General features: G+C 35.6%; 13 protein-coding genes. All 13 read right to left on the bottom strand.

The features are described 5' to 3' along the window. Nucleotides 1–3: 3 nt before the first annotated feature. Entirely contained in the window at nucleotides 4–870 is an 867-nt protein-coding gene (locus M9892_09375) for a hypothetical protein (protein MCO5254560.1), read from the bottom strand. Continuing rightward, nucleotides 867–1,898, bottom strand: coding sequence for a DegT/DnrJ/EryC1/StrS family aminotransferase (locus M9892_09370; protein ID MCO5254559.1), 1,032 nt, complete (start codon nucleotides 1,896–1,898; stop codon nucleotides 867–869). The genes M9892_09375 and M9892_09370 overlap by 4 nt, the downstream gene beginning before the upstream one ends. Before the next feature lie 6 nt (nucleotides 1,899–1,904). After that, nucleotides 1,905–2,714: a phytanoyl-CoA dioxygenase family protein gene (locus M9892_09365; protein MCO5254558.1), complete on the bottom strand. Its 810-nt coding sequence runs from the start codon at nucleotides 2,712–2,714 to the stop codon at nucleotides 1,905–1,907. Between the two features lie 12 nt (nucleotides 2,715–2,726). After that, a complete protein-coding gene (locus M9892_09360; GenBank protein MCO5254557.1) occupies nucleotides 2,727–3,914 on the bottom strand; it encodes an ATP-grasp domain-containing protein in 1,188 nt (395 codons plus the stop codon). A 14-nt stretch (nucleotides 3,915–3,928) separates the two neighbouring features. Then, on the bottom strand, nucleotides 3,929–4,882 hold the full coding sequence (locus tag M9892_09355) for an NAD-dependent epimerase/dehydratase family protein (GenBank protein MCO5254556.1): 954 nt from the start codon (nucleotides 4,880–4,882) through the stop codon (nucleotides 3,929–3,931). Between the two features lie 4 nt (nucleotides 4,883–4,886). Next, entirely contained in the window at nucleotides 4,887–5,987 is a 1,101-nt protein-coding gene (locus M9892_09350) for a DegT/DnrJ/EryC1/StrS aminotransferase family protein (GenBank protein ID MCO5254555.1), read from the bottom strand. Between the two features lie 11 nt (nucleotides 5,988–5,998). Continuing rightward, complete coding sequence (locus M9892_09345) at nucleotides 5,999–7,288, bottom strand: ABC transporter ATP-binding protein (GenBank protein MCO5254554.1); 1,290 nt, start codon at nucleotides 7,286–7,288, stop codon at nucleotides 5,999–6,001. Nucleotides 7,289–7,321: 33 nt separating this feature from the next. After that, nucleotides 7,322–8,158 (bottom strand): ABC transporter permease, encoded by an 837-nt coding sequence (locus M9892_09340; GenBank protein MCO5254553.1) that lies wholly within the window; start codon nucleotides 8,156–8,158, stop codon nucleotides 7,322–7,324. 104 nt (nucleotides 8,159–8,262) lie between these two features. Continuing rightward, complete coding sequence (locus M9892_09335) at nucleotides 8,263–9,459, bottom strand: AAA family ATPase (GenBank protein ID MCO5254552.1); 1,197 nt, start codon at nucleotides 9,457–9,459, stop codon at nucleotides 8,263–8,265. A gap of 353 nt (nucleotides 9,460–9,812) precedes the next feature. Further along, complete coding sequence (locus M9892_09330; GenBank protein MCO5254551.1) at nucleotides 9,813–11,120, bottom strand: nucleotide sugar dehydrogenase; 1,308 nt, start codon at nucleotides 11,118–11,120, stop codon at nucleotides 9,813–9,815. Between the two features lie 29 nt (nucleotides 11,121–11,149). Next, complete coding sequence (locus M9892_09325) at nucleotides 11,150–12,790, bottom strand: sulfatase-like hydrolase/transferase (GenBank protein ID MCO5254550.1); 1,641 nt, start codon at nucleotides 12,788–12,790, stop codon at nucleotides 11,150–11,152. Between the two features lie 164 nt (nucleotides 12,791–12,954). Then, nucleotides 12,955–13,497 carry a UpxY family transcription antiterminator gene (locus tag M9892_09320; GenBank protein MCO5254549.1) on the bottom strand — a complete coding sequence of 181 codons (543 nt, stop codon included), beginning with the start codon at nucleotides 13,495–13,497 and terminating at the stop codon, nucleotides 12,955–12,957. Between the two features lie 97 nt (nucleotides 13,498–13,594). Then, entirely contained in the window at nucleotides 13,595–14,125 is a 531-nt protein-coding gene (locus M9892_09315; GenBank protein MCO5254548.1) for an ArsR family transcriptional regulator, read from the bottom strand. Nucleotides 14,126–14,148 lie beyond the last annotated feature (23 nt).

Here is a 14,148-nt window from a genome sequence, read left to right as displayed (position 1 = left end):
GATTCATACTATTTGCTTTTTAACATACTCGGAAGCAACAACGAAGTTAAAGCCAATCTGTTCCATTGTTTGTATATTTTGCTCAAAAGCCTCTATCGCAAAAGCCAACATTTCATGACCAATATCTGACTTCAGTAACTCATATGGATGTGTTAATGTGTTTATAAAACTTCCACTGCTATTTGTAAGCCCTTTATTAAAATAATGTGGTCTATATGCAGGATTTAGATTTCTGATTACTTCTTTATCAGTATCTGTTTTTGAAGGTAATACAATAGTGGTGATTGGTATCTGCAGCAGGTCGTGTTGTGGTTCACCACTAACTCTATAATCTGATTTCGAAGGATAGTAAGGTTTATTTCCGGTAGTTGACCAATCTTTTAAAGGATTATCCCATTGGTAGTTAGGTCTGGGAAAAGCAGTAAAGTCAAATTCTAATCCAAAGGAAGCTAAAGTTTCCATTGTTTTATTGGTATGATAAGTCCAGCCCATACGACTGAATTTTAGCTTATGTTTTTGGATGAATGGCAACATCTCGCTCATCTCTTCACATACCAAATCCTCATTTTCATTTTGTGTCCACTTTCCTTCTCTTTGAACATAACTATGAAAGTGCCAACCCACTTCATGTCCATTATTTTTTAGCCAATCAATCTTATCGGCATGTTTAATAAAAATATAATCCGGTGAGCCATACAAAAGACCTATTTGCCTATCTATTCTAATAAACCATGTGGATTTAAAGGTAGGTATGCTTTCACAAAAAGACAAAAATACATCCCAACAAGCCTCCATTTCATCCTGTAATCGCGCTCCACCTACATAGTCGGTAAAATCTAAATCAAAAGTGACAACAACCGATTTTTTCATAAGACTTGCTTAATATATAATTCATTTACTGCTTCTATTACCAAATCTACTTCTTCTTCTGTCATTTGTGGCAGAATGGGAATAGATACTGCTTCTTGAAATTTCCTTTCTGTCAGGAGAAAATATTTATTATCTAATCCCAAACTTCTATGGATTAGAGTATCAACTCCTTTTCGGACTGCAATTCCTTTAGATTCAAATGAGTTTCTAATTTGGTTAAAATCTTTAGTTGATTCCAGCACATAGCGAAAAAAAGTAGTATCTAAATCATTGTTTCTCATTTCTTTTGTCAAAGTTGCTGGAAGCGTTTTATTATATTTCTCTGCAATTTCTTTTCTCCTCCTTAAGTTTTGGTCTATTCTATCAAATTGAGCCAATGCAAACGCTGAAACCAAATCCGTTCCTGATGTAAAAAATCCATCTTGGTATTTAATTTTCAAAGCCTGTTCATACAATGAATCATTATTCATAAACAACATTCCACCTTCTCCTGCACCAATCATTTTGGTTCCATGAAAGGAGGTAAATGCAAAATCAGAATTAGACCCACTCACATTTCCTTTGATAGTTTTGCCAAAACTCTGACAAATATCTTCTATAATTGGCACACCCAATGATTTTAATGATTCATTATAAGCATTTATTCCAAAAATATGTACCAAAATAATTGCTTTAGTCTTATCAGAAATCTTATCTGATATTGTTTCTGTATTCATTACCCAGTTTTCTCCAATATCACACAAAACCGGAGTTGCCCCAACAGCTAATACACCTTTTAGCACTTTATCACATACATAAGAAGGGAAAATGACTTCATCTCCTTTTCCAATGCCTAATACTTTGAGTAAAAGCATTTGTGCTTGAGTTCCATTGCCGGTCATTAGGGCATACTTCTTATTCAAAAAAGCGGACAATCGTTCCTCCAATTGAATGGATAAAGTACCTTTGCTAAGCATTTTATTTTTAATGATAGCTGAAAGATAGGAAATATCCTCTTCTATTACCCAAGGCTGACTGTGAGGAATCATTTTAATTTATTTTAAATACGTATTTGACATATCGTACTGCCCACTTTTAAACTTTCTTAAAGACTGTTCCCATACTCTATTCTCAAGATAATCATGCGGAACTCTAACATTCCAGCCCAATCTTTGCTTCACGATATCCGGAGCAGTTTCAATGTCATTATTACTCAAATAAAACTCAATTTGCTGTTTAAAGGGAGCTAAAGTATATTTTATAACAATCATTGGTCTTTGCTCTCCACTTTGATTATCCCCAGCACGATGCCAAGTAGTACTATCTATCATAAAGGCTTCGCCTGCTTTTCCAGTTGCGGTAACTGCGTGTTTAAGCATAAATTCTTCACTTGGCATGTCTCGGAATAAATGTGAACCTGGCACAAACTGAGTTGCTCCATTCTTCACCCCATAATCCACTAACGGAATCATAATAATTATACTAGTTCTACACTCCGGAAACCAAGGCATGTCTCTATGAAATCTATGTCCAACCATTTCACTCCGGGTTCCTTGACTCGCTAAAATTATAGCATTATAGGAGTGTATTACAGCCTTGTCATTGAGGGTTTGGTTGACAACTTCGTTTAAACTAGTATTAGAAATTAAATCATAGTATTTCCCGGCAAACCTACCTAAATCTGACACCGTCTCAAGTGAAAAATTTGCATTCAATGTTTCAATACCAAATCGATCAATATCATCTTGCTTTTTTTGTAGCAAATCCATTTTATACCATTCTATTTGCTCCTGACTTAGAATAGAGCCGATATTGGTAGCTCCATAATATTTCAGCTCTTCTTTTATTCTATTGATTTCCCTCATAATTTTAATTTTTTAAATATGTTCAATTATAAATTCAATTTTACTTTCAACTTGATTGGCAAGTTTCACTGCTTCCTGCCTGTTTTTTCCGGATGTTACAACAAAACCTGCTCTTTCAAGAGAGTTCTTAAGATTTCCTACCTCATCTCCCGATTTCTTAATAATCCCAATATCCAAAACTCCATTTAACATTTTAGCTTCTTCCACTCCCTTAACTTCTTTAAGAATTCCATGTGGAGGATTAAAAAACCTGTACACCGCTCCATTACTTTGGATGGAAGTTAAATCCGGATTTGAACCGGTAAGAATCTGCGCGCAAACTACAGGCGCATTTTTCCCTGAAACTGCTTTAATAATAGTATGATAAATATGTCCTCCGCCTCCTCTCGCCCCTGTTTCAACCATATAAACATTTTCATCCTTGATAATTACCTCTGTATGTGCCATGCCAACAACAATCCCAAGAGCCAAAACAGCTTTCTTGACAGTTTCTTCAACAATCTCCCTTTGCTTTTCAGTCAAATTTGCAGGGTAATTTAAAGACGTTGCAACTCTTGTTCTAAGCTCCGGTTTCTCTTTGTCACTCATTGCCAAAACATAAACCTGCCCTTCTTTAGAAATAGTTTCTATAGTTAGTTCTGTACCTTCCACAAAGCCCTCACATATAAATCTCCCGTTTCTTGCATAAGGCTTAGCAAACTCGAACGCCCAATCCAAATCATCCTTACTTTTGAGTACAGAAATACCTCTCCCTGAACCACCACTGTCTGTGGGCTTCACCACACAAGGAAATCCTACTTTATCTATTTGAGCAAAAAGTTCATCTTCATTTTCAAAAACAAAATATTTTGGATTTGGCAATCCGTTCTCTCTCCAGCAATCACGCATTCGTCCTTTATCAGTTGCCAAAATAGCACTTGCTTCATTTATCCCAACAAGTCCCAATTTCTCGCTGACATAAGCTGCCGAAACAGTTCCCCAATCATTTATTGGCAGTATGGCATCCACTTTATTTTGTGATAGATACTCCAAAAGTTGCTTTTTATCAGAAAAGTTTAGAACAACTGATTCATCAGCAAATTCAAAACAAGGAGCTTTAGGATTACCATCGATAGCAATGGTATAAAATCCTCCTGTTTTGAGTTCTTTATATACTCCAATATTATAGAGCCCTGCTCCTAATACAGCAATTTTTTTCACTTAATTTAAAGTGTTTAGATACGATGTTCTTTAAAGTATTGCGCAGTTTTCAGAATTCCTTCTTCCAAATCCACTTTTGCCTTAAACCCTAAAACTTCTTTAGCCTTTTCTACACTCGGTATTCTCAATGCAATATCCGCAGAAAGTGGCGGCTTAAATTCAATTTTAGAACTTGAATTTAATACTCGGCAAACGGTCTGAGCTAGTCCTAGAATCGTTATCACTGCACGTGCATTTCCAATATTAAAACTCTGACCAATTGCCTTTTCATTTTCCAAACATTCAAATAGACAGTCCACAAAATCATCTACATAACACCATGCTCTTATTTGATTACCATCTCCATCTATATAAATGGTTTCATTATTGAGTGCCTTTTTGATGAAAATCTGCAAAGCACCTTCTCCAGTTTGACCCGGTCCATAAACATTAAAAGGTCTTACAGTAGTTATAGGCAAATTATACTTTTCATAATATGCAAAAGTTAAATGCTCTCCTGCCAATTTGCTAACAGCATAAGTCCAACGTGCCTCACCTGTTGTGCCGGCAACAGTCTGATCAGTTTCTGACGACCTGAAAGCCATAGAACCAAAAACTTCTGAGGTAGAAAAATCTATTAACCTCTCAATACCTCCAACTTGATGCGCAGCTTCCAATATATTAGCTGTTCCAATCATATTAACTCTCATAGTTCTCACAGGGTCTTTGATAACTGTATCAATACCCGCAATCCCTGCAGCATGAACAATTATATTATGTCCCTTTACAGATTCAGCCAAAAATGGATAATCTAATACATCCCCTTTGATAACTTTCATATTGGGATGGTTCGCATACCCACTCTCTGTAAGAGTGTCTCTGTGAAAATTATCATAAACGGTAATTTGATTATCGTGAATCAACCTTCTGATTAGCGTATTGGCAATAAAGCCTGCACCGCCAGTAATAAATATTTTTTTATTTTTCATTTTCTTATAAACTGTTTATTGATTGAATAACATGGGTAATTTCTTCTGAAGTCATTTGAGGGTACAATGGAATAACTAAACCTTTGTGAAACGCTTTGTGAGCGTTTGGAAACTCTTTCTCCGGTTCAAAACCATATTTGTTCTTATAGAAATCTACTTCGGGAATACATTGTGCTCCATAATTAGCACCAATACCACTCTTTCGCAATTTTTCTACAGCTTCCGTTTGGCTCAAATGATTAACAATAATATGAAAAGACTGCCAAGAATGTCTATATCCTTTAGGAATAACCGGCAACTCAATGGAAGGATGCACTATCTCATTCAAATATCTTTCTACAATCTTGTCTTTTGCGCTCATAATCTCCTCTAAGCGTGGTAGCTGAGAAAGCAATAATGCGGCTTGAAAATCTGTCATTCTATAATTAAATCCAGCCTCTACAAATCCGGTCTTTCCCTTATTAGAATCAATTCCATGATTTCTTAGTATTCTACACTTTTCTGCTAAGTCGCTATCATCGGTAACTATCATACCTCCTTCCCCCGAAGTAATCGCCTTTCTAGGATGAAAAGAGAATGAAGCAGCATTACCAAGAGTGCCTGTTTTCTTTTGCTCCAAACTGGCTCCCAAAGCGCAAGCTGCATCTTCAATCAATAATAAATTATACTTCTCACATAACTGCATCAATGCTTTCGCATCAGATGCCAATCCAAATTCATGTACCGGAATGATTGCTTTAGTTCTATCCGTTATTTTCTCCTCAATTCGAGCTATATCAATATTGAGTGTTTCTATATTTATATCTACAAATACAGGCTTTGCACCAACAAGTTCAACCACATTGGCAGTAGCAACAAAAGAGAATGCCGGAACAATAACTTCATCACCTTCGCTTATTCCATAAGCTTTTAGAATTAGGTGTAAAGTAGCTGTTCCACTAGATACTGCAACAGCTTCTTTTGTGCCCAAATATTTTGATACTTGATATTCAAGTTCAGCAACTTTTGCTCCCTGAACTAACATTCCCGTTCTAAGAACATCTGTAACAGCTTGGATATCACCTTCCGTTATCCAAGGTCTGGTGATTGGAATAAAATTTTGCATATAAGATTTATTTAATTGTTCATCATTGACCATTTACCCTCTATAAGAGATGAAGCATGAACCCATTGAGACCTATAGCTATTTGATGCATCTCTTGCCGCACTATCAACTACAAATCTCAACACTTCCTCATGTTGATCTATAGTCATATAAGTTGATGAATTATGTATTCCTATGGAGAGATAGAATACCCCAGGTAACAAGAAGTTAGGGATTTCAACTGAAAAATAATTTTTTCCTTTTTTTAATTCTAGTTTATAACCGCTCATTATGCTTTGAATATAAAATAATGAATTAGCATTTTTATCAAGTATTTTAATATCTACAGCCAATGATTCCAGATTGATTTTAGAATCAACATGAATATTCAATTTTATTGACTCCTTAAAAAGAATAATATCAGAATATTCATTTAGTTCATTGATTAGTTCAACAAAATAAATTCGGGCCTCACCAGTACCTGTTATTCCATTATCATCAATAATTGCACGACCATTTGAACTTTGTACTATATTGGATTGAATATAGTGATTTACTATTTCATCGACAGTGCCTTCGGTTTTTACTACTCCATCTTCTAATAATATTCCGCGTGAACATAAAGTTTTGACAGCCCCCATATTATGGCTCACAAATAATACGGTTCTTCCCTCACCACTTACTGATTTCATCTTGCCAAGACATTTTCTCTGAAATTCCACATCTCCAACTGCCAGCACTTCATCTACAATAAGGATTTCCGGCTCTAAATGTGCGGCAACTGCAAAACCTAAACGAACATGCATGCCTGAAGAGTATCTTTTTACCGGGGTATCAATATATCTCTCAACTCCGGCAAAATCAACAATTTCATCAAATTTAGATTTAATCTCAGCTTTATTCATTCCCATTATTGCACCATTTAAAAATACATTCTCTCTTCCTGTTAATTCTGGATGAAAACCTGTTCCAACCTCTAATAATGCAGCAAGACGCCCTTTTATACTCATGGCTCCCGTTGTTGGAGTTGTAACTCTTGAAAGTAGTTTTAATAAAGTACTCTTTCCTGCTCCATTTTTACCAATAATTCCTAATACTTCTCCTTGTCTAACTTCAAAATTAATATCTTTAAGTGCCCAAACATATTCTGATAGTCCAGATTTAGTCCTATCATTTACCTCTCCAATTTTTAGAAAAGGGTCTTCTTTACCTCTGGTCTTATACCACCAGCGCTTTAAATCTCCCGAAAGAGTTTTGGAAGAAACCTGTCCCAAACGATACTGCTTGGAGACATTTTCAACTTTTATTACTACTTCACTCATTATTTTACAAAGTCAACTCGTTTATTTAATATTTTACACCGTATCCATAAAGCTTTTTTCTACTCTATGGAAAAGTACTATTCCAACGAATAGCAATATACACATATACAAAAAGCTTATAGCCAAATAAGTTGGGCTAAAAACTCCTTGTCCCAAAAAACCATATTTTAATGCTTCAATAATGGAGCTCATCGGATTCAAGAGGTTTAGCACCATACGCCATTTGGGTTCTAATAAACTGAAAGGGTAAATAATTGGAGAAGCATACATCAACAACTGGATTCCAAAACCTACCAAAAAAGAAAAATCCCTATATTTTGTGGTTAAAGAGCTGATTAAAATTCCAAAACCCAATCCCAAACCTGCCATCATCGCAATAAACAAGGGCAAGAAAACCAAAGTCCAATTGGGTTGTACCGCTCCGTCTGCCCAATAATAGAAGAATACTGCTAAGAATAAAAGAAACTGAATACCAAACTTTATGAGGTTAGATATGGTAATAGAAATTGGAGTAATCAGTCTCGGAAAATATACTTTTCCAAAAATTCCTGCATTGGATACAAAAGTATTACTAGTTCCTTGCAAGCAACCTGCAAAATAGTTCCAAAATGTAAGACCACTAAGATAAAAAATTATGGGAGGTACTCCATCTGTAGGTATTTTTGCAAAATTCCCAAAGATGAATGTAAAGGTGATGGTTGTCAAGATTGGTTGTACAAAGAACCAAATGGGACCCAGCACAGTTTGTTTATATACAGCCACAAAATCTCTACGCACAAAGAGCATCAGCAAATCCCTGTACTGCCATAGGGATTTGAAGTCTATGTCATACCATTTTGATTTTGGTTTGATAACGGTTGTCCAATTCATTTCTTAATTTTAAAATTTATATATGTATGTTTTTAATGCAATAGGCTGGAGGGTGAAGGCGTGAGGTTGTATCGAAAGCGACAGGAGCGAAAACCTTAATCACTTCAATACAAAAACCCAAATAGCCATAGCGGAATGGTTCTATCGCGTCCTATTTCAATATTATCTAATACCAAAAATGAGTCTTCAAGGTCTTTTATTTGTTCATTCATTTTATTCTTACCACCAATTTCGAATTTGAATTTTTCATTTACTAAAAAATCCGTTTGCTCTATGAAGTTTATACTATTTTGATAGGAAACTTGATTTGCAAAAAAGGTTTCTCTAAGGTTTCCTGTATTGGTATTTTCCTTTGCTAATAGATACATTAGATTGGTGTTTTCCAAAAAGACTTTCATTGGCTTTTGCAAAAGACTTATTCCGGTGTTTTCTTTAAATAAATTCTGTGTCAACCCTATCTCATCCAAATAATGGAAATATGATAATAATGTATTTCTATTTATATCAATCTTCTGACTCAGTTTTGAAACATTGGGAATAAAAGGAACTGCAGAAGCAATGATTGACAAAAGTTGTTTGATTTTAGGAATATACGCAACTTCTACCTTTCTGAGCATTGGCAATTCAATTTCCAACATAAGGTTTACCACCTCTCCAAGTCGCAAATAATACAGTTCTTTCTCTTCTTTGTAAAAAGGATAATATCCAAACTTTAGATATGCTTCAAAATACTGAAACGGCTTAATTTCTTTTAAAATATCACGAGAAACATCTGAACTATTCTCAAGTATATCATTTAAGGAAACTGTATTTAATTCAACTCCCGTTTCAATGCTCAAGTATTCTCTAAAAGACAATCCTTTCATTTCATATACTACAGCTCTTCTGCTCAAATCAGCTCTAGAGTTAAGTATTTCCAACAATGAAGAACCGGTAAATACCACTTTTAGAGAAGGTAGTGTGTCATATATGTTTTTAATCTCTTGTGACCAATTTGGATATTTATGTACTTCATCAAGAAACAGGTATTTACCACCGGATTTCTCAAATGTTATTGCTAAATCAATGAGTCTATTATTGTTAAACCAGACATTATCTAAACTTACATAAAGGACTTTATTTAGTTCATTTGTTAAGTTTATCTTTATGTACTGCAGAAGCAAAGTAGTCTTTCCAATTCCTCTTGCGCCACGTATCCCAATCAATCGGGCATTCCAATTTATTGTAGAAATTACACTTCTAACAAATGTTATATCTGTTGCTGCTATTTGCCTTTCAAATATATCAATGAGTTCATTCATGATTCTTTTTGCTTAATAGAAACAGCAAATATAGTTTATTTTGCTTAATGTAATAAGCACATTCCGTGTAATTAGCAATTTTCTTAGCTTTTATGAATGTATTGAGAATGTGTTGAATAGAGTTGATTGAAAAGCTGTCGCTGAGAAGCCTGTCCAGAGCGCAGTCGAAGGATAGTCGAAGTGCCCACATAGTTGGATATCATTATTCCTCCTATTCATGGTTCGATACAATTTTGCTAAAGCAAAATCACTCACCATGACATCTCGAAAAAACCGTAAGCACCATGACAGTTGGACACTCTACCGCCTACATCCCTTCAGCCTGTGCCCTTCAGCCTAACGCCTTCAGCTCCCTACAACCTCGCATCCACAATCTCTCGTGGCAAGAATGATTTTGTGTCAAAAATCACAGCTTCCGGTTCGGAGAGTTTTGCAAAGTCTAAGCTCAAAAATTCATTGTGAGAGACTGCTAAGATGATTGCATTATACTTTTTGCCGTTGATTTCCGGAATCAAATTTATTCCGTATTCATGTTTCACTTCATCTGCACTAGCCCATGGGTCATATACATCCACGTTTAAGCCAAATTGAGTTAGTTCATTGTAAATGTCAGTTACTTTGGTATTGCGAATATCCGGGCAGTTTTCTTTGAATGTTACTCCTAAAATCAACACATTTTCTCCTTTCACTTTATGCCCTTTTTCTATCATCAGTTTCACGGTTCTGTTGGCAACAAATAAGCCCATATTGTCATTCACTCTTCTGCCAGATAAAATCACTTGAGGATAATATCCCACTGCTTCTGCTTTGTGTGCCAAATAATATGGATCTACGCCAATGCAGTGTCCACCCACTAATCCTGGTCTATATTTCAAGAAATTCCATTTAGTTCCGGCTGCTTCAATTACGTCTGTGGTGTCAATTCCAAGTTTTTCAAAAATCAAAGAAAGTTCGTTCATAAAGCTGATATTCAAATCACGTTGGGCGTTTTCAATCGCTTTGGACGCCTCTGCCACTTTCATGCTTGGAGCTAAATGTGTTCCGGCTGTGATAATAGATTTATATAGATTGTTTACTTCAATCGCAATTTCGGGAGTGGAACCGGAGGTTACTTTCTTGATTTTGGTCAGTGTGTTTACTTTGTCTCCGGGGTTAATCCTCTCCGGTGAATATCCGCAGAAGAAATCTTGGTTGAATTTCAAACCGGAAAATTTTTCTAAAACCGGTACACAATCTTCCTCTGTACATCCCGGGTAAACTGTTGATTCATAAATCACAATATCTCCTTTTTTGAGATGTTTGCCAATGGTTTCAGATGCTTTGATGAGTGGAGTCAAGTCGGGTGCCTTGAAGTTGTTGATTGGAGTTGGAACAGTTACGATGTAAACATTACAATTTTCTAAATCTTCTTCATTATACGAAAAGGTCAGTCCAAGTGCTTCTGCTTGAGTATTGCCTTTGTGATGTTCGCCAAGAGCAATCGCTTTTTTAAGCTCGTCTGTATCCGCTTCTTTGGTATGGTCTTCTCCGCGTTTGAGTTCTTCAATACGGTTTTTGTTAATATCAAATCCGAGTACCGGATGATGTTTTGAAAATTCTAATGCGAGTGGCATTCCTACATATCCGAGGCCTATCACTGCTATCTTTTTATGTTTTGACATAAATACTATTTATTAAATTATTAGATTTTTTATTTGATTAATTCTAAGCTTGTGTTTTCGTTTTTTTGAGAAAAAAGTTTGTCGTAGTCCTGTCCATTCTTAACCATACGCGGTTTTGCAATAAATGCTGCACTAAAAATACTTTTCTCGGGGGTCATTCCACCAAAACTAATGTTCAATACATCTGCCACAGAGTAAATGAGATTATCGCTTACATAAGCTCGGTTGGTATAACCCTGATATTCCTGAACTTTTTCACTTTGGTTGGACCAATAAATAAAAGGAATCTCAAACATTGGTTGAGAAGCTATTGCATCTGCATGTCCCTCAAAGTTCATAGTCTGATACACTTCTTCTCCATGGTCAGAAAAGTATATCAAATGCTGTTCTTCTTCTGTTTGAGCATGTTCATTCAAGATGGTAATAATTTGGCTCACTACAAAATCATTGTATAAGACTGCATTATCATATTGGTTTATCACTTCGTGAGACTTAGAAGAAGGAAATTTTGTTTGGGGCTTATCTGTAAAAACTTGATATTCTTTCGGGTATCGCAAATCATAAAGAGAATGAGTGCCGAGAATATGAACAAAGATTACTTTTTTGGCAGCTTTGTCTTCCAATGCTTTTTCAATAAAAGGAAAAAGATTTTCATCATAAGAGTGTTGCACTTCCGCACTTCCCATGTTTATAAAAAAACTTTGGTCTGCTGTTTTGCCAATCATGGTTACAAGTGTTTCATATAATCCCAAAGGAATTTGGTTGGAAATCCAAAAGGTTTTAAAACCTGCATTTTTTACTAATTGAACTATACTTCCTTGCCGAATATCTTCCGGATTTGATACGGATGCAAAAGTCAAAACATTTTCTAAAGAAGGAATGGTGCTGTTAAACGGGCTTATCACGTCTCGGAAAACTGCAAGCTGTCCGCTCATTGCTTCTAATCCGGGTGTGGTATTGCGATAGTATCCATAAATTCCAAAATGGCTTCGGGTACTCGCTTCTCCAATCAGAAAAATCAAGGTTTTACGTGAAGAGTCTGCTTGTTTCACAACAGAGTTTAGAAACTTGCTTTCTTTTGAATTAGCAATAAAATCCGCATATTGTCGAGATTCTTTTTTGTACATTTCAATCCCTGTAATGATTTTATTCAGAACATGATGCTCAAAATGATGGGCATTGATGTAAATGATAGTTCCAAGCGATGCGAAAAGAAAGAGAAAAGATTTCTTTATTCGTTTTTCATGATTCTTTAAAAAAGAAGGAATCTTAGTTTGTTCTGTTTTAATACCTTCGTTTATATCCCAAGTGGAACTCTTATTTTTGTTGTTTAGCAACCATCTCACTCCTTTGAAAATAAAAATGGAAGGAATCAGATAAACCAAGAACAATATTAGTATTTGCCAATTCAAATAGATGCTAAGATATCCTTTGGCTTCAGAAAAATTAGTTTCTAATAAAATATAGGCAATGGAAGTGGTGATCGTGTCTTTGTATATCAGGGCATAAGCGGTTTCAACAAAAATAAAGAAAGTTGAAATAACATAGAATCCTTTGATATAAACCGAACGCCATGTTTTTGTCGGCAATAATAAAGCTGAGGCATAAAATAAAGCATGTAAAAAAATCAATCGCTCCGGCAAAACCGGTGACACCGTACAATTGCTCATGATGTACCACCATATTGCAATGGGAAAAAAGAGCGAAAGAAAGATAAGAGCACGCATTTTATGATTGCAATCCGGAATTTAGCAATTTTTCAATATTCTCAAAAGTCATTTGACTCTGGTCAAAATCCCCAGAAAGGGGTACTGAACATTGTTCTAAAATATCTTCATGTTTCATCCGGCATTTTAATTAAAACTTCTTTAGGAACTTTTACTTTTATCACTTGTCCGATTCCTTCTACAGCTATCATAAAATAGGATTCTCCTTGCGATTCGATTACGGTTCCTTCTAATCCTTTCAATGTACCTGATGCTATTGCGACTTTATCACCTTTTTCCAAGTCTTCTTTTGAAGCAGCTTCGACATGATACCCCTTTTCAATAAACTCTTGAATGATTTTAAGTTCAACTTGCTTTATTTCTGCACGCTTCCCGTTATAGTTCACATAACCAACGACTCCCGGTATGTATAAAAATTTGTCGGCATCTTTCAGCCTTTGCGGAACAAAAATATATCCTCTAAAAAGAGGGTCTTCAACCCATTTTTTTCTGTCAGACCAAACGCTCAGTCTTTTTGCTAATGGCAGATAAAAATCAAGTCCGAATTTTTCATATTCTCTTGCTACTTTCTTTTCTTGTCTGGACTTCAGATAGAGTGCATTCCAAATCAGGTATTTGTCTAAGATGTGCAATAGTGGCGTTTTTATCAAAAAAAATTCTTTATCCTTCTTTCACTGCTCCGCCTCCTCAGTCACATTTGACCAAGCAGGCTGTTCATTTTCAATATATTACAAAAACGGCTTTAAGCTACTTTTTCCACAACAGCAGTGGTTCAGCTAATCCGTCTTTGATTTTTTCAATAGAAAATTCTGCCGTGTCAAAAGTAACAAAGCGAATTTTTCTATTTATTTTATTTTCAGCTTTTTCTACCAATTCCAACAAGTAATTTTTGTCCACTTGTCCCACAAAAACAAGGTCAATAATTTCGCTGTCCAAGCCGCGCGCAAAGTTTCCGATTACATATACTTCTTCCAAGTCTCCAAGCCTGTTTATGATAGACTCTACAATCTTGTCAAGTCCTACAAATTTGAGGACGATATTATGTAAATCATGAAAAAGCGGATGTCCGGTATTTACCTTAAAAAACTTCTTGTTTCCTTTGGAAAAGGTCTTGAGCATGCCGGCTTCTGACAACCGGTTTAACTCAACTCTGATTCCGTTTGTGGACTCTCCAAATTCTTCTTCCAATCCGCGCAAATAAGCAGTGGTACTTGCGTTCAAAAAGAATTTGAGCAGCAGTTTAATACGTGTTTTAGAAGATATGAGTGCGTCTATCACCTAATCACAAGTTTGAGCAACAA

It is taken from the genome of Bacteroidota bacterium, assembly GCA_023957335.1.
Classification (GTDB): Bacteria; Bacteroidota; Bacteroidia; order NS11-12g; family UBA955; genus JALOAG01.
The sequence above is the reverse complement of the archived record's forward strand: the minus strand, read 5'-3'. Positions and strand labels throughout refer to the sequence as shown.